The 16,081-nt window shown below is 38.7% G+C and carries 17 protein-coding genes; 9 read left to right on the top strand and 8 right to left on the bottom strand.

Going from position 1 to position 16,081, the window contains the following annotated elements; translation table 11 throughout:
- Nucleotides 1–161 precede the first annotated feature (161 nt).
- Nucleotides 162–923, top strand: coding sequence for an AcfC family putative adhesin (locus tag KTH84_RS10530; RefSeq protein ID WP_262473073.1), 762 nt, complete (start codon nt 162–164; stop codon nt 921–923).
- Nucleotides 924–996: 73 nt separating this feature from the next.
- On the opposite strand, the gene KTH84_RS10525 is transcribed toward KTH84_RS10530, so the two are convergent.
- The 5 genes from KTH84_RS10525 to pncB all read right to left on the bottom strand — a co-directional run bounded on the left by KTH84_RS10525 (nt 997) and on the right by pncB (nt 6,255).
- Nucleotides 997–1,416: a hypothetical protein gene (locus KTH84_RS10525; protein ID WP_262473072.1), complete on the bottom strand. Its 420-nt coding sequence runs from the start codon at nt 1,414–1,416 to the stop codon at nt 997–999.
- 129 nt (nt 1,417–1,545) lie between these two features.
- On the bottom strand, nt 1,546–2,766 hold the full coding sequence (locus KTH84_RS10520; RefSeq protein ID WP_133971163.1) for an acetamidase/formamidase family protein: 1,221 nt from the start codon (nt 2,764–2,766) through the stop codon (nt 1,546–1,548).
- A 430-nt stretch (nt 2,767–3,196) separates the two neighbouring features.
- Nucleotides 3,197–4,048, bottom strand: a complete 852-nt coding sequence (gene asd / locus KTH84_RS10515) for an archaetidylserine decarboxylase (RefSeq protein WP_262473071.1) — start codon at nt 4,046–4,048, stop codon at nt 3,197–3,199.
- Nucleotides 4,045–4,893, bottom strand: a complete 849-nt coding sequence (locus KTH84_RS10510; RefSeq protein ID WP_262473070.1) for a sulfurtransferase — start codon at nt 4,891–4,893, stop codon at nt 4,045–4,047. Before KTH84_RS10510 ends, asd begins: the two co-directional genes overlap by 4 nt.
- A gap of 147 nt (nt 4,894–5,040) precedes the next feature.
- On the bottom strand, nt 5,041–6,255 hold the full coding sequence (gene pncB, locus KTH84_RS10505; protein WP_262473069.1) for a nicotinate phosphoribosyltransferase: 1,215 nt from the start codon (nt 6,253–6,255) through the stop codon (nt 5,041–5,043).
- 168 nt (nt 6,256–6,423) lie between these two features.
- Between pncB and dtd the strand changes: the two genes are divergently transcribed.
- Complete coding sequence (gene dtd / locus KTH84_RS10500) at nt 6,424–6,867, top strand: D-aminoacyl-tRNA deacylase (protein ID WP_009391425.1); 444 nt, start codon at nt 6,424–6,426, stop codon at nt 6,865–6,867.
- 43 nt (nt 6,868–6,910) lie between these two features.
- Here dtd and KTH84_RS10495 read toward each other — a convergent pair whose 3' ends face one another.
- The 3 genes from KTH84_RS10495 to serB form a co-directional block, all read right to left on the bottom strand.
- Nucleotides 6,911–7,390, bottom strand: a complete 480-nt coding sequence (locus KTH84_RS10495; RefSeq protein WP_003654185.1) for a hypothetical protein — start codon at nt 7,388–7,390, stop codon at nt 6,911–6,913.
- A 251-nt stretch (nt 7,391–7,641) separates the two neighbouring features.
- The gene (gene aciT, locus KTH84_RS10490; RefSeq protein ID WP_042896020.1) at nt 7,642–7,977 is read right to left on the bottom strand and encodes a ciprofloxacin tolerance protein AciT; all 336 of its coding nucleotides are present in this window, start codon (nt 7,975–7,977) and stop codon (nt 7,642–7,644) included.
- Between the two features lie 409 nt (nt 7,978–8,386).
- Entirely contained in the window at nt 8,387–9,610 is a 1,224-nt protein-coding gene (serB, locus tag KTH84_RS10485; protein ID WP_262473068.1) for a phosphoserine phosphatase SerB, read from the bottom strand.
- A 59-nt stretch (nt 9,611–9,669) separates the two neighbouring features.
- Between serB and KTH84_RS10480 the strand changes: the two genes are divergently transcribed.
- From KTH84_RS10480 to glmU, 7 genes are all read left to right on the top strand, one after another.
- Nucleotides 9,670–10,977 carry a hypothetical protein gene (locus KTH84_RS10480; protein WP_262473067.1) on the top strand — a complete coding sequence of 436 codons (1,308 nt, stop codon included), beginning with the start codon at nt 9,670–9,672 and terminating at the stop codon, nt 10,975–10,977.
- A 239-nt stretch (nt 10,978–11,216) separates the two neighbouring features.
- Nucleotides 11,217–12,338, top strand: a complete 1,122-nt coding sequence (ribBA, locus tag KTH84_RS10475) for a bifunctional 3,4-dihydroxy-2-butanone-4-phosphate synthase/GTP cyclohydrolase II (RefSeq protein WP_016139809.1) — start codon at nt 11,217–11,219, stop codon at nt 12,336–12,338.
- An 11-nt stretch (nt 12,339–12,349) separates the two neighbouring features.
- Entirely contained in the window at nt 12,350–12,820 is a 471-nt protein-coding gene (ribE, locus tag KTH84_RS10470) for a 6,7-dimethyl-8-ribityllumazine synthase (protein WP_002119264.1), read from the top strand.
- Nucleotides 12,821–12,823: 3 nt separating this feature from the next.
- The gene (gene nusB, locus KTH84_RS10465) at nt 12,824–13,273 is read left to right on the top strand and encodes a transcription antitermination factor NusB (RefSeq protein ID WP_042895867.1); all 450 of its coding nucleotides are present in this window, start codon (nt 12,824–12,826) and stop codon (nt 13,271–13,273) included.
- A 16-nt stretch (nt 13,274–13,289) separates the two neighbouring features.
- Complete coding sequence (gene thiL / locus KTH84_RS10460; protein ID WP_133971149.1) at nt 13,290–14,207, top strand: thiamine-phosphate kinase; 918 nt, start codon at nt 13,290–13,292, stop codon at nt 14,205–14,207.
- A complete protein-coding gene (locus KTH84_RS10455) occupies nt 14,185–14,700 on the top strand; it encodes a phosphatidylglycerophosphatase A (protein ID WP_133747300.1) in 516 nt (171 codons plus the stop codon). Before thiL ends, KTH84_RS10455 begins: the two co-directional genes overlap by 23 nt.
- Before the next feature lie 15 nt (nt 14,701–14,715).
- A complete protein-coding gene (gene glmU / locus KTH84_RS10450) occupies nt 14,716–16,080 on the top strand; it encodes a bifunctional UDP-N-acetylglucosamine diphosphorylase/glucosamine-1-phosphate N-acetyltransferase GlmU (protein ID WP_133971145.1) in 1,365 nt (454 codons plus the stop codon).
- The last annotated feature ends 1 nt before the right edge of the window (nt 16,081 follow it).

Genomic DNA, 16,081 nt, shown 5'->3' with positions numbered 1-16,081 from the left:
ATTCATATTCAACTCAAAATAAATTACATTTAGATATAGCTAGTTAAAATTTAATTAAAATATATTTAAAAAAAACATTATAAATATCGTTGCAAAAATTAATCCCATTTAAATAATAAAAAATATATGCTGATATTTTCTTAATTACTATAGCGATTAAAATGTCAAAACAATATAAATTTATACAGTACCTGCTTTACCTTACTCTCAGTTCTCTACCAATCTATAGTTTTGCAGACATACAAGTATATGGTCCTGGTGGGCCAGCACCTGCAATGAAAGAAGCAGCTAAGCAATTCACCAGTAAAACTGGAATAGCAGTCAACGTGACATCTGGTCCTACTTCTCAATGGTCTGACCAAGCTAAATTAGATGCCGATATTATATATAGTGGTTCCGAGGCCATGATGTCTGATTTCGAAAATGCTTTTTCTGAACAAATTATAAAAGACTCGGTCGAACCTTTATATTTACGCCCCGCAGCCATTTTAGTGCGTAACGGAAACCCTAAAAATATTAAAGGATTTAAAGACCTAGCCAAACCCAACATTAAAGTTTTAGTTACGCATGGTGCAGGTCAAGTCGGTATGTGGGAGGATATTGCTGGTAGAACGGGAAATATTCAATTAACCAAATCCTTTCGAAAAAATATTGCAATGTATGCAGCAAACACAGGTATTGCTAAGAAAAACTGGGAAGAAAATAGTAGCTACGATGCTTGGGTAGTCTTTAATATTTGGGGAGTGAGTAACCCTAACATTGGGCAAATTATACCTATCGAACCAGAGCTGGTTGTCTATCGCGATACAGGTGTAGCATTAACAAAACATAGTCTAAAAGATGCTGAAGCTAAACGTTTTGTAGAGTTTTTATCATCTCGGCAAGGCAATACTATTTTCAAAAAATATGGTTGGACTAAATAGTTAAAAAAGGGAGCCTAGCTCCCTTTTTATTTTTTAAAATGATTAATTCTACTTAACTTAAAATATATTCATTTCAAATTAAATATACGCCTGCGGCATATAAAGTACCCAGTATTAAACAAAAGGCTGAGCTGACATACCAAAATAAATCACTATTTCCGACAAATTTTGACTTTAACAATGGAAAAGCAAAACCACGGATCAGAAATATAACTGCGACAAGCGACAAAATAAGTTTGGTAAAAGGTAATATCTGTATTCCCTTTGCTGCAAAGAAGGCATACATAGAACATACAGTCAGGATTAAACCGACAGCTATAGCTGTAAAATTAGGATACCAATGCCCTCTTTCGACCATTTGGACAATACTTTTTCCAGCTCCTAAAAACCGAAAACCATTTGCCCCCCAGAACACACAAACAAAATGAAGTAATGCTGCACAGAATGTTAATAATGCAGCAATATAAAGTAGACCGTTCGGAAGTGAGTGCATTAGATTTTATACTAATAAATATGTGCGATATTTATTATACTCAATTATAAAATATTTAAAACTTATTAATAGTTGAAATGAATTTAACTTGGTATTTAATATTTTAAATACCAAGCTTAGTTCACTTAATTATTTACTCTCAAACTCTTTAAAATCAGCTTTTCGGATTTTTGCATGAATACCTTTTGTTTTATCTACAACTTGTGAAACTTCAAAATCAGTTGCGGCACTTAAATACGCATACGCTATTGCTTCATCAATGCCGTATTCTTGGTTTAAGAAACGAATAGCTTCTCGTGTAGATTTTTTCATTGCTTCATCCAGATCTTCATCAAGTCCCGGCGTAATCCAAAACTCAGCATTTTCAGCTAAAGGTTGTGTTAACTCTTTACCCGGTATTTTATCTTTACCCGCCTTGAGCAAGGTAAATTTTAGCGTCGCACGTGCTGAAGCTTCTAATGCAGTTAATGCTACTTCACCATCCCCTTGCGCGAAATGACTATCACCCGTATAAAATAACGCGCCTTTGACCTGAACAGGATAATAGGCTGTTGAACCTGCACCTAGTTCATTAATATCAATATTTCCGCCATACATTGCAGGTGGTACAGAATGAACAGGTTCAGAAGTATTTGCTGCTACGCCCATAATTCCCATAAAAGGATACAGTGGAAAACGTATTGATTTACCCGATTCTGTTTTTAATACACCTTCGTATTCACCTTTAGCATTTTTTTCAATTGGTGTGAAAATCGATACATTTCCATAACGTTCAGGATGCTCAGCTGATGCATTTTCTTGCTTTTCTTTTTTAGGAAATTCTCCGACTAAAGCACCCTTACCATGCCGATTTGAAATGACACCATAAGGAACACGTGGCTCAACTTTAAGTACTTCAACCTTCAAAATATCACCGGGCTGTGCACCTTCAATTGCAACAGGGCCAGTCACAATATGTGGTCCATCTTTATGAAAATCATGCTTTAAATTTGACTGTGTAATTGTTTTTGCATCTTCCAATATTTCATTAGAATTTACGCCCTTCGATTTAAAGAACTTTTCAGCATTACGTCCTTGGTCTTCAAGCAAACCTTCATGAGAAACCGTATCAAATGTCACAACACTACCTGATGGAACAGTAAGTACGGGTTTGGCATCCCGATTCGGTAAATAGCCCCATGTAATGGTATTTAAAGTAGATGGAACGTAATAATTGCCTTTATATTCGCCAGTTTGAAGTTGAGTAGGCTGTTTTGAAATTTGATTTAAAACTTTAAAATCATTGGCATGGCTGAGTGAAATACAAAGTACAGATAAAACCGAAGCTGTCAGGCGTTTAACTTTTAACATGATTTTAGAACCTAAAAAATATGAAAATTACAGTAAGGTCCTGAATAGTTAGCAAGCAGTGTGCCAAAGCTGTATTTGTGTAGTATGTAAAAAAAGTTATTCGCTGTTCTAAAAGTTAAATAATTTTTTATATTTAATAACTTATCTTTAAATAAATTAAAAATTAAGACTTAAGTCTAACTTGAATATTTATTTCTCTTTTTATTTATAAAATTTTAATTATATTAATATTTTTGCTCACTTTAACCACATATGAATGGCCTACTTCATATAATGTACTAATTTAGATCACTTAATAATAATTATATTTCTATATAATATAATTCCAAACAACATAGTATATTGTGTTTTTATATAGTTTAAATCAAAAAAATAAACCCTGAATAATTAAACTCAGGGTTTATTTGTTTTATAAGGCTTATATAACTTACTAAACTGTATGCCCCATACGCTCGCCCATCACAACAATAGACTCAGCTTTAAAACGTTGTTCCCACTCGATCTTATCTTTTTCAAATAAAATAACGGCAGTAGAACCTAAATAAAAACGTCCAAGCTCGGCACCTTTTTCCAGCTTCAACTGATGATGCTGTAATTCGATACGACCTGAAGGTTTTACTTTACCTGTTGCCACAGTTTCAATACCAGCAACAATCATTGCACCTACTAAAACAACAGCCATGCGGCCAAGTTCCGTATCAAATAAACACACCATGCGTTCATTACGAGCAAATAGTCCCGGTACATTTTCAGCAGTCACCTGATTTACTGAAAATAGCTCACCCGGTACATATAACGTTTCAGTTAATGTACCTGCAAATGGCATGTGAACACGGTGGTAATCACGTGGAGATAAATAGACTGTCGCGAACTCACCGTCTTGAAACGGTTGAGCAAGTTGTGGGTCACCAATTAATTTCTCTACAGAGAAGCTTTGACCTTTTGCTTGAAATACTTCACCCACAGTAATTTTACCAATCTGAGAAATTGCACCATCGGCAGGTGATACAATACTGTCTGTATTTTCATCAACTAGACGTACACCTTCTTTCAAAGCCCGAGTAAAAAAGTCATTAAAAGATTTATATTTCAGTGCATTGCCTTGTTTAGCAATCGACAAATCAATCCCATATTTGGTTTTAAATGCATGAATAACAGCAGTTTTCACAACTGGATTTTCGCTCGCAGCAACTTTACCTACCACACGGCTCAATTGATGCTGTGGTACAAGGTTTTGCGCCTTAATAAATAATTCTTTTTTTAATCGAGATGTGAAACTCACGACGGTGATTCTCCAGTAATAATAGGACTATCGAGGCGATTGCCCCATTCACTCCACGCACCATCATAGGCTTTTGCTTCCCAGCCCAAGAGTCTAGCCAAAATATAGGCTAAACCGGAACGGTGATGTGACTGGCAGTACACAACTACAGGCTGTTTTAAATCAAACCCCAGTTGTTCAAGGCGCTGCCGCGTGCGTTCAAGCGGATGCAATTTTAGATGATTTTGACGATTAAGTGCAGTACTCCATTCAAAATGGAGGGCATTTGGAATGTGACCGCCGCGTCGCGCTGCTAAACGGACACCACTATATTCATCACTTGTCCGGCAATCCCACAATTGAACATTTTCTTGTTCGACTTGTTTTCGTAGTTCTTCGTAGTTCACTCGAAACTGAGCAGCATGCGATAAATCAATTTGGATTAAATCATCAACTCTCGGAAGTTTTTCAATTTCGGTTGTAGTTGGCAGTCCAGCCCCTAACCACGCATGAATACCGCCATTAATTAAACTGGTGCGGGTAAATCCTAAGCAATGCAAATTCCAGATTAAACGTCCAGCCCATGCCCCACCTTCATCGTCATAGACCACGACATGATGATTTGGCGAAATATTCAATTTTTCAATAAGCGCTTGTAAACCAGCTTCATCTGGTAAAATACCCGTAGCTTCTTCTTGTTGAGCCACTAACCACTTAGGTTGTAAATGAATAGCATGTGGAATATGGAGTTGTTCATAAACAGAAGCACGGCTCAAATCTACAATGCGAATATATTCATTGCCTAAATAAGGTACCAATTCTTCTGCTTCTATTAATAAATCGAGTTTAAAATCCGGGAGTGTCATCGTCATGGTTTCTTTTTATACCAGCTTAATTTCATATTAGCATAAGCATATATCTATCAAACTCTGATTTTCTGCAACTCTTTAGCAGAAAATCAGATATCAGCATTCTTACTTTTAAAAATACAAAATAGCGAGATTATTTTTTAATTAAACGACTTCTTCAAGTTCTTCGATTTCAAAAACCTGACGTAAATAAGCCAAGAAAGTATCGTTATCAGTCATGGTTTTACCGGGACTATCTGAAATTTTCGCAACAGACTGGCCATTGCACTCAACCAGTTTCAACACAATATTGAGTGGTTTTTGTCCCATGTCATTGGTCAAATTAGTTCCAATACCGAAACTCACCTGAAAACGATCTTTGAAATATTGGTGCAATTCCCATGCTTTTGGCAAATTAAGCCCATCGCTAAAGGTCAGCATTTTAGTTTTGGTGTCAATTTTTAATTTACGATAATGCGCATAGGCCTTATCGCCCCATTCATAGGGATCACCACTGTCATGACGTAAACCATCAAATAGTTTCGCGAAGTACAAGTCAAAATCTCGCAGGAACGCATCCATACCAACAACGTCAGTCAAAGCAATTCCTAAGTCTCCACGATATTCTTGAACCCATGTCTCTAAAGCCGCTTTTTGAAAGTCACGCAGACGTACATCAAGTGCCTGAAAAGCTTGTAGGAATTCATGAGCCATGGTCCCAATTGGTGTAATGTTTAACTCTTTTGCGAGCAGGACATTACTTGTACCACGGAATACATTTGGCACTGTTTTATGAAAGGCTGCCACAACATGCTTTTGCCATACGAAGCTATAACGGCGACGTGTACCAAAATCAGAGACTAAAAATGGTGGGTCATTCGGTTTTTGAGTTTTTTCATATTGCTGAACCAATTCAAGCTTGGCTTGTAAACGGCGCTCACCCTCCGCCCATACTTCATCGTTTTTAATACGGCTAAAATAAAGTTCATTTACAATTGCCAATACAAAAATTTCAAACATCATGGCTTGGACCATTGGACCTTCAATATGAATATCTAATCGGCCTTTGGCATCCATACTTGCCTGAATAAAACGTCGTTTCAGTTGAAATAGTTCTAAATAATCAACAAAGTCACTTTTTATAAAGCGTAATTTACGCAAATATTGAAGCTCGTCTTCTTTATATTTGAGATTACATAAATGGTCGAGTTGCTCGTTTAAGTCATCCAAAATATCCACTAACGGATAAACTGTATCTTCTAAGTTTCTGCAACGAAAATGATAGACACTATGTGTTTGCGGAAATTTATGCAAAACCACTTGTAACATCGTAAATTTGTACAAGTCTGTATCTAGTAAAGAATGGATAATTGGAGACATAGTCAATGATTATTCGCTTGCTTCTTAGCATTAAAGCATATTTTTATAAATGAATTGCGGGCTTTTAGACCATTGTTGCAATTCCATGAAATTTCCTTTTAAAAATCATTTAATTTAAATTCTGCTAAACTAAACCAATTCAATTAATTGCAGAAATTTGCTTTAACTATGCGTGCTTTAATACAACGAGTTCTTGAAGCCAAAGTGGTGGTTGACGGTGAGACGACTGGTGAAATCCAACATGGACTACTGGTTTTTTTAGGTATCGGCCGAGATGACACTTTAGCAATTGGCCAAAAGCTTATTGATAAGATTTTGAAATATCGTATCTTTGATGACGAACAGGGCAAAATGGGCTGGAATGTCTCTCAAGCAAATGGTGGAATCCTGCTTGTTTCACAATTTACTCTGATGGCCCAAACTCAAAAAGGTTTACGTCCAGATTTTGGTCCAGCCATGCCACCAGCAGATGCCAAAGCGTTATATGAACAGTTGGTTGAATATACACATTCACAATTTGAAAAAGTTCAAACCGGTATTTTTGCAGCGGATATGAAAGTACATTTAATTAACGATGGTCCAGTTACGTTTAATTTGGAAGTCGAAGCTTAGATATAAAAAAACTCCCGAACGGGAGTTTTTTTATATCTGGCGATTAACGACCAGTTTTCTCTTTAATAAAAGCACGTGCCTGACGTACTTTATCTTTAACTGGTTTTGGCAACTTAGGTGGAATGAGTCTAGCCACTTGGTTAAACCAAACGAGTAGGCTGAAGTCGCCTTCCATTTTAATACTGCCGTTTTGCATACCCGTCATAAATGCTGTTGGGTCACCTTTAATCAAAGTTTTTACGCCCTGTTCGCTATCTGCAAACTGCAAGATAAAATCAGCTTTTTCAGGTGCGCCTGCAACAGTGTCAATCTGTCCATTATTAATAATGATCTGACGTGCAACACCTAAATCCGTACCGATCTGAATACGAAATGCGCGGTCATGAATCAATTCAATAAACTTAGGGCTAGTACGTGCCAATTGCTTCATACGCAGCACTAAACCTGCTACCAATAAATCTAACGGGTCTGTACTGACATCAACGAGAGGTAATTTGACTACAGGTATAGAAGAAAGTTTCATGAACATTCACGCCTATTGTATTTTTATGAAAACTGTAGAGCAAAACTTAGCAAGGACATACCATTGCGTGTGTTTTGTGCATCAACTGATAATTTTTAGCTGGCAACGCAATCTAGATGAAACGTCAACAGACCCATCTATCCTAGCATAACTGGCTATTTTTTAATAAATGCTTTGTATAATAAAAATCACGTTTCGTAAATAAAAGAGGCATGCTGTGCATACCTCTTTACCGTTAGATAACAATTTAATTATCGGCTAGAACATTGCTGCTGATCATCTTCATATACTGGCGTGTGTTCTATATATTGGCGATTTGCCAAAGCCTTTTGTGCCTGTTTATCCTCACGTAACAAAATAAATGTAACTATTACCATCGCTAGACTTAGTGCAGTTAAATAACTATATGTGACTGGCATTTCAAAAGTGACTTGAACTCCAAAACGGACCACTTCCAATAGCCCCCAAAAGAACATCCCTGCAAGCATAAAACCAAGCCAACGACGGTAAGGAGAAAAGAAAACAGCAACAAGCGCGACAGCGATCAAGCTGAATCCGGCGATAGCGGCAAAATTCGCTGTTACCATAGAAACCTCCGTCTTAATGAAAACGTCTAAAAACATTCGGTCTTAAAAACCCGACCTCATTCTAAAAACAACTTTAATTCATAATTTGTATTGAAGCTTAGGATGCATTATGGATGTTTTTTTTTAGAAAAAAAGACCCGTCTTTTCTTAATGCGACATACTTTGTCGCAACATTCTTTTGTCATTACATTTTTGTAAAATTCAAAAAGTTCGATTCCCTATATGGCATCAATTCTGGCGTGTCATTACAAAAAAATATGCTGTTTTTAAGGGCCAAAATAAGTTTTTTTCAGATTTTTTTATTGCCTTTTTTCTGTGCATGATTTGAGCATAACACCCTTGATTTTATAACTATTCTGCATAAAAAAAGCGCTACTCTGAAGTAGCGCTTAAAGCTTAGCCCTATAGATTAAGCACGGTTTAAATCTTTGTCATGCATACCAAGCAAATACAGTACGCCATCCAAGCCAACACTTGAAATAGCCTGATTTGCATTTTGACGAACTAAAGGTTTAGCACGATAAGCCACACCAAGCCCTGCAATCGCAAGCATTGGTAAATCATTCGCACCATCGCCTACCGCCATGGCTTGTTCTAAAGAAATATCCATTTTATTCGCAAGTTCACGTAATAGCTCAGCTTTACGGGCGCCATCAACAATCGCACCTTTAACTGCACCCGTTACAAAGCCATCATGCACATCTAAAATGTTGGCATGAACTTCATCGATACCAAGTTTACCTTGTAGATATTCAGCAAAATATTGGAATCCGCCAGATAGAATTGCCGTTTTATAACCCAGTGCTTTCAAGGTCGAGATAAGACGTTCAGCACCTTCTGTAATAGTTAAACGCTCTGCAATTTTAGGTAAAACAGCAGCATCCAGTCCTTTTAATAATGCAACACGAGCACGGAAGCTTTGCTGAAAATCAAGTTCACCTTGCATCGCTCTTTCAGTAATTTCAGCAACTTGTGCACCCACCCCTGCTTCAATCGCCAACTCATCAATAACTTCCTGTTCAATTAATGTTGAATCCATATCAAAACAAACTAAACGGCGATTACGTCGATAAGCGTTATCTTCTTGAACAGCCACATCAATATTTAATTCGCTTGAAAGAAGTAAACATGCTGCACGCATGGCTTGTGCGTCTAAAGTTGGACCACTACTTAAACCAAACTGTACACATGCACGACGTGGGAATGCGCTATCCTTTTCAAAGTCGACACGGCCTGATAAACGGGTAACCGTTTCAATGTTAAAGCCTTGGCTAGACACAATTTGTGTAACTGCTTGTAAGTGTGCAGCAGTGAGTTCAGGTGCTAAAGCCGTGACGATATAACGAGTACGGCCACCTTCACTTACCCATTGATCGTATTCTGCGCCTGTGATTGGTTTAAAGCGCACTGTTAAGCCAATATCATGTGCTAAAATCAGAATTTCTTTCATTGCCAATGCGGTCGCAGTTTCATTATCTGACGCGACCACAATGCCCAATGTAAGTTGATTATGAATAACAGCCTGACCTACATCCAGTATTTGCAATGAATGTACGGATAGTACTTGCATTAATCGGGTAAACTGGTTTGGTTGGTCTGGTCCTAAAAAGGATATAAGAATGATTTCTCGCATGAATTGACTCTAGTCTGAGTGACAACTATTGTAAGAATCATAATCGAATTTCAATATAATTGCCTTGGAAGTTTAACTTGATTGCGCCTAGACAAGGGCTATTTGCTAGCCTACTGATCGTTAGTTTTGCATTGCATACCTTTTTATTGGTGATTGCAACGACACACCAGCTCAATGAAAACCGTGCGAGTCAAGGTCAGCTCATGACCAGTCAGCTCGTTGCAGACAGCTTATCCGAGCTAGAACCGGCAAATACGGTATCTTTAGCTCTGATTGCCAATCGCTATGCGACCAATCCAAGCGTTGCGTCTATTCGCATTCTTGATGCCAATAAACAAGTGCTGGCAACAAGCGGAATTTCAAAAACTCGCCAAGGTGAGATTTTTGCTCGCGATGCGCTGCAAAATGAAAAGAAAGTGGGCTCTATTGAAATTACGCTTATTCAGCCAAGTATTGGGGAAATTCTGCGTACTCAATGGCTGGCAATCTTAGCTTCTCTGTTTTTGCATGTTTTATTATGGCTTGCCTATCGCGCGATTGCTCGTCCGACCCGTAGCGAATATTTGGCACGTATTAATGAAGAAAATCGTTTAAAACATGAAATTCAGCAGTTAACTCAGGCGCTTGCACTCGAAAAACAAAATACGGTGACTTTAGTTGCCCAAGCTCAGCAGCAAGCGAAAGGTAAACCATCGGTTCGCCCACAACCAGAGAAAACCTCAGATTCTAGTAACCAACATGTGTTGGCACTTAACATTCAGTTTTATGATCCTAAACAATTATTAAGCAGTGTTAACCAATCGGTATCTGTCCCGTACTTTAAACTTTGTCAGCTCTTTTTAAACAAGAGTATTGAGTTGTGCGTGAAGCATTACCAATTAAAGTTATCGGACATTGAAGTCGTAAATGAATTTAATGCTGAAGGCGCTACACTTGCGATTTCAACTTCGCATACTCACGCTGTAGAGTGTCTGCTTATGGTTGGAACCGTATTCCAGTTGCTTTCTGATGTTTTATATAAACGTTACCGCGAAGATAAACGCTTTGCTTTGCAAACTCGTAGTGCAACTTGTAATGCTGTAGAAGCTATGCAAATTGATGCGCAAGAGGCTGCTCAACGTTTAGCACAACATCTTCATGCAAAAGAATCTGCTTTATATCTTGAGAATGATCAACTCAAGGCAATTCAAGACAGCTATCAACTTGTTGCAATGCCAAACCCAAGTAATGTCATGACTCGTCACGCATTTATGATTAATGGCATGAATGCAGAGTGTGCTGAACTTGCTCAAAATATCCGGACTGAGATTTTGATGGGAAAAAAATCAATCCCACAAAATGATAGCCCAAGCAGTGCAGCTTCATAAAAAGTAAGTGTGCACATCAGAACCTAGCCTTTTGGCTAGGTTTTTTTATTTAAATTCATTGTTTTTATTTTAAATTATTCCATTTTCTTATGATTTATTTGTATAAATAAAGCTGGATCTATTCTTTAGAGTAGCAAATTTGGATAAATCAGAATCATAGGCAAAATTCTCTAAACAGCGTAAACTATGCAAAATTTATTAAATAGAAATTGTCTTACGACAAAAAAAGGTGAAAGCGAATGCCGCTGAGTCGTGTTGAAGATCTTGTCGCCGATATTCGTGCAGGCAAAATGGTTATCTTGATGGATGACGAAGATCGCGAAAATGAAGGTGATCTTGTCATTGCAGCAACGCATGTTCGTCCTGAAGATATTAACTTCATGATTACCCATGCACGTGGTCTAGTTTGCCTAACGTTAAGCCGTGAGCGCTGTAAGCAGTTAAACCTTCCGTTGATGGTTGACCAAAACGGTGCTCAGCATAGTACAAACTTTACTTTATCAATCGAAGCCGCTGAAGGTATTACGACTGGTATTTCAGCAGCAGAGCGTGCACATACAATTCAAGCTGCTGTCGCAGCGCATGCAAAGCCAAGTGATATTGTACAACCAGGCCATATTTTCCCATTAATGGCACAACCAGGCGGTGTTCTACATCGTGCAGGTCATACCGAAGCGGGCTGTGATTTAACACGCTTAGCGGGTCTTGAACCAGCTTCTGTTATTTGTGAAATCATCAATGAAGATGGCACAATGGCACGCCGTGCAGATTTAGAAATTTTTGCTGAGAAGCATGGCTTAAAAATTGGTACAATTGCGGACTTGATTCATTACCGCATGACCAATGAGCAAACGGTTGAACGTCTGGATCAAAAAACCATTCAAACAGAATATGGTTCATTTGAACTCTATCGTTATCGTGAGATTGGTAACCCGGATATCCATTTGGCTTTAGTCAAAGGCGAGCCAAAAGAAGGTGTTACAACAGTACGTGTACATGGTTTCAGTCCAATTCGTGATTTGCTTAAGCTAAATAAAGCTGATGGTGAACCTGCGTGGAATCTAGACCGTGCACTACAGACAATTGCAGCGAGTGATCGCGGTGTTTTAGTCTGGATCGGGCAAGATCATTTGCAAGACTTGGGACCAGCGTTGGATGATTTAAATAAGCCAAAACCGGTGAAATCCAATGCAGCACTTTCACATCAATATCAAACGATTGGTGTAGGCGCTCAAATTTTGCGTGATTTAGGTGTTGAAAAGATGAAGCTGCTTAGCTCACCATTACGTTTCAATGCCTTATCTGGCTTTAATTTAGAAGTAGTGGAATATATCACTGCTGATCAAATCACAACGAAATAATCGAGGTTGCTATGGCAATTCGCCGTATTGAAGGTTTATTACATCTCGCAAGCGAAGGTCGTTATGCGATTTTAGTGGGTCGTTTCAACAGTTTTGTTGTTGAACACTTATTGGATGGTGCAATCGACACATTAAAACGTCATGGCGTAAATGAAGATAACATTACTGTTATTCATGCTCCTGGCGCATGGGAACTCCCGATTGTTGCTAAAAAATTGGCTACATCAAACCAGTTTGATGCCATCATCGCACTTGGCGCAGTTATTCGTGGTAGCACACCACACTTTGACTTCGTTGCTGGTGAATGTGCAAAAGGTTTAGGTGTAGTTGCGTTAGAAAGCAGCTTGCCTGTCATCAATGGTGTATTAACTACTGATAGCATTGAGCAAGCCATCGAACGCTCAGGCACAAAAGCAGGTAATAAAGGTAGCGAAGCTGCTTTAACTGCAATTGAAATGGTTAATTTATTAAAGGCAATTTAAAGCATGTCTCAAACACTGCAAGCCGTTTATGCAGCAAAACGCAAAGCGCGTCGTTTTGCTGTACAAGGTATTTATGAGTGGCAAATGAGTCACAACCCTGTACACGAAATTGAAGCACGTACCCGTGCTGAAAATGCCATGCACAAGGTCGACTTAAACTACTATCACGAACTGTTAACGCAAGTGATTGCACAGCGCGAAGATCTTGATGCATTGTTGATTCCGGTACTTGACCGCGAACTTGATGCACTTGATGGTGTAGAGCTAGCAACCTTACGTTTAGGGGCTTATGAATTACGTGATCATTTAGAAGTACCTTATCGTGTAGTTCTTGATGAAGCCATTGAACTCGCCAAACACTTTGGTGGAGCAGATAGCCATAAATACATTAATGGCGTTTTAGATCGTTTAAGTTCAACACTACGTAGTGCTGAAAAACAACAAGCAAACTAATAGGTTTGAAGTTGATATGGCTGAGTTTTCTATTATTGACCAATACTTTAACAGACAATCTTATACAGATGTCACCTTAGGTATTGGAGATGACTCAGCCTTAGTCACCCCTCCAACAAATCAACAATTGGTGATCTGTGCAGATACACTAGTTGCTGGTCGTCACTTCCCTCTTGATACCTCTCCCCATGCAATTGGCTGGAAAAGTGTAGCTGTCAATCTTTCAGATATTGCTGCCATGGGTGCTAAACCTCATAGTATTTTACTTGCGTTAAGCTTACCTACCATTGACCATGAATGGCTTGAAGGGTTCAGTCAGGGAATTCATGACTGCTGTAATCAATTTGGTGTTGCTCTCATTGGTGGAGATACGACTCAAGGTCCACATCTCACCATTACCGTCACGGCCATGGGCTGGATTGAAACCGGACAAGCTGTGTTACGTTCAGGCGCAAAAGTCGGTGACTATGTTTGTGTGAGCGGCCAAGTTGGAGATGCAGCCTATGGTTTACAACACCTAGGACACCCCTTACAACAAAGACTAGACTACCCAACACCACGTTGCCAGCTTGGACAACAGCTAAAAGGTCTTGCTTCTAGCATGATTGATATTTCTGATGGATTAGCCCAAGATTTAGGCCATATTTTAAAAGCCTCACACGTCGGTGCTCGATTATTTTTAGAAAAGTTACCGATTGATTCAACACTACAGCAACTCGAAGAGCAACAGCGTTGGCAATATGCTCTAGCTGGTGGTGATGACTACGAATTATGTTTTACAATAACACCGCAAAATTATGAAAAACTTTTGCAAAAACAACTAGACGTTAAGATTACAATGATTGGACAGATCATTGAGCAAACAAAACTAACTTTTAAGCATTTGGGTGCAGATTACCCATTGCAAATTCATGGATACCAACACTTTGCATAAGCCTCCCATTCATTTTAAAGATATGTCTTGGTTTAACCGCTGTATTGTTTTCTGTGGAGTTGGTTTTGGATCTGGTCTCGCACCTAAAGCACCTGGTACTTTTGGCTCTGCCTTTGCCCTACTCTTCGTTCCGATCTGGTTATCGCTTGGATTTAACTTAAGCTTAATCGCGATGATTATCATGTCATTGGTCGGGATTTATATCTGTGGGCAAACTGCAAAAGTCATAGATGTACACGATGATGGTCGAATTGTGTGGGATGAATTTGCAGGGCAATCTATTACCTTTCTTCCTCTCATTTATTTACAACAAATGAACTGGATGTGGGTAATCGTCGGCTTCATATTATTTCGAATTTTCGATGTTTGGAAACCTTGGCCTATACGTGTTATTGATCGTCAAGTGCATGGTGGTTTTGGTATTATGCTTGACGATATTATTGCCGGTGTATGGGCTGCTCTTTGTACACTAATTATTATCCATTTGACTTAATCATTAGAGTTATACATGTCAACTACCGTCATTATTCTTGCTGCTGGCAAAGGAACGCGTATGCGTTCTCAGCTTCCTAAAGTACTACAACCTTTAGCGGGTCGCCCATTATTAGGGCATGTCATTCAAACAGCAAAACAATTACAAGCTAAAAATATTATTACAATTTATGGTCATGGTGGTGACCGCGTACAACAAACATTTGCCCAAGAAAATGTTCAATGGGTTGAGCAAGCTGAACAACTGGGTACAGGCCATGCAGTACAAATGACTTTACCCGTACTCCCAAAAGAAGGTGTTTCACTGATTTTATCAGGCGATGTACCATGCATTAATGCAAATACGTTGCAAAAATTATTAGATGCATCGACTCAGACAGGAATTGGCTTAGTTACGCTTACTGTAGATGATGCAACAGGTTATGGCCGTATTGTGCGCCAAGATGGCAAAATTCAAGCCATTGTTGAACATAAAGATGCAAATGAAGCACAACGCCAAATTAAAGAATTCAATACAGGCATTTACTGTGTTAGCAACGCAAAACTTCATGAGTGGTTGCCTAAACTTTCAAATGAAAATGCACAGGGTGAATATTACCTAACTGACATCGTTGCAATGGCAATTGCAGATGGCTTAAAAGTTGCCTCTGTTGAACCAGAGCTTGCTTTTGAAGTTGAAGGGGTTAATGACCGCTTACAACTTGCAGCTTTAGAACGCCAGTTCCAGCAAGAACAAGTCAAAAAGCTCATGCAGCAAGGTGTAATGTTCTTCGATCCTGCACGTTTTGATTTACGTGGCTCTGTAAAAGTTGGACAAGACGTTCGTATTGACATCAATGTTATTATTGAAGGTGAATGTGAGCTTGGTGATTTTGTAGAAATCGGTGCTGGTTGTATTTTAAAGAACACTAAAATTGCAGCAGGTACTAAAGTTCAAGCCTATAGCGTTTTTGATGGTGCAGTTGTAGGTGAAAATGCTCAGATTGGACCATTTGCACGCTTACGCCCAGGGGCGAAATTGGCAAATGAAGTGCATATTGGCAACTTTGTTGAAGTTAAAAACACATCGATCGGATTAGGTAGTAAAGCTAATCATTTCACCTATTTAGGTGATGCTGAAATCGGTGCTGAATCAAATATTGGGGCAGGTACAATTACTTGCAATTATGACGGTGCAAATAAACACAAAACCACTATTGGCGATGCAGTTTTTATCGGTTCTAATAGCTCGCTGGTTGCTCCGGTGACCATTGGGAATGGCGCAACAGTTGGTGCGGGTTCTGTGATTACGAAAGATGTAGCCGAACAAAGTCTCTCCTTTGAACGTGCGCAACAAATTTCAAAAGCAAATTATCAACGTCCCCAAAAGCTTAAAAAATAAG

It is taken from the genome of Acinetobacter sp. WU_MDCI_Abxb74 (assembly GCF_025513915.1).
GTDB classification, from domain to species: Bacteria; Pseudomonadota; Gammaproteobacteria; order Pseudomonadales; family Moraxellaceae; genus Acinetobacter; species Acinetobacter calcoaceticus_C.
Note: the sequence above shows the minus strand (reverse complement) of the source record. Positions and strands in the feature narration are given on the sequence as shown.

What these genes read in the sequence shown, in the direction of transcription:
- KTH84_RS10530 (WP_262473073.1), top strand. Translation starts at nt 162, where the DNA reads ATGTCAAAACAATATAAATTTATACAGTACCTGCTTTACCTTACTCTC.
- KTH84_RS10525 (WP_262473072.1), bottom strand. Translation starts at nt 1,416, where the DNA reads ATGCACTCACTTCCGAACGGTCTACTTTATATTGCTGCATTATTAACA.
- KTH84_RS10520 (WP_133971163.1), bottom strand. Translation starts at nt 2,766, where the DNA reads ATGTTAAAAGTTAAACGCCTGACAGCTTCGGTTTTATCTGTACTTTGT.
- KTH84_RS10510 (WP_262473070.1), bottom strand. Translation starts at nt 4,893, where the DNA reads ATGACACTCCCGGATTTTAAACTCGATTTATTAATAGAAGCAGAAGAA.
- pncB (WP_262473069.1), bottom strand. Translation starts at nt 6,255, where the DNA reads ATGTCTCCAATTATCCATTCTTTACTAGATACAGACTTGTACAAATTT.
- dtd (WP_009391425.1), top strand. Translation starts at nt 6,424, where the DNA reads ATGCGTGCTTTAATACAACGAGTTCTTGAAGCCAAAGTGGTGGTTGAC.
- KTH84_RS10495 (WP_003654185.1), bottom strand. Translation starts at nt 7,390, where the DNA reads ATGAAACTTTCTTCTATACCTGTAGTCAAATTACCTCTCGTTGATGTC.
- aciT (WP_042896020.1), bottom strand. Translation starts at nt 7,977, where the DNA reads ATGGTAACAGCGAATTTTGCCGCTATCGCCGGATTCAGCTTGATCGCT.
- serB (WP_262473068.1), bottom strand. Translation starts at nt 9,610, where the DNA reads ATGCGAGAAATCATTCTTATATCCTTTTTAGGACCAGACCAACCAAAC.
- ribBA (WP_016139809.1), top strand. Translation starts at nt 11,217, where the DNA reads ATGCCGCTGAGTCGTGTTGAAGATCTTGTCGCCGATATTCGTGCAGGC.
- ribE (WP_002119264.1), top strand. Translation starts at nt 12,350, where the DNA reads ATGGCAATTCGCCGTATTGAAGGTTTATTACATCTCGCAAGCGAAGGT.
- nusB (WP_042895867.1), top strand. Translation starts at nt 12,824, where the DNA reads ATGTCTCAAACACTGCAAGCCGTTTATGCAGCAAAACGCAAAGCGCGT.
- thiL (WP_133971149.1), top strand. Translation starts at nt 13,290, where the DNA reads ATGGCTGAGTTTTCTATTATTGACCAATACTTTAACAGACAATCTTAT.
- KTH84_RS10455 (WP_133747300.1), top strand. Translation starts at nt 14,185, where the DNA reads ATGGATACCAACACTTTGCATAAGCCTCCCATTCATTTTAAAGATATG.
- glmU (WP_133971145.1), top strand. Translation starts at nt 14,716, where the DNA reads ATGTCAACTACCGTCATTATTCTTGCTGCTGGCAAAGGAACGCGTATG.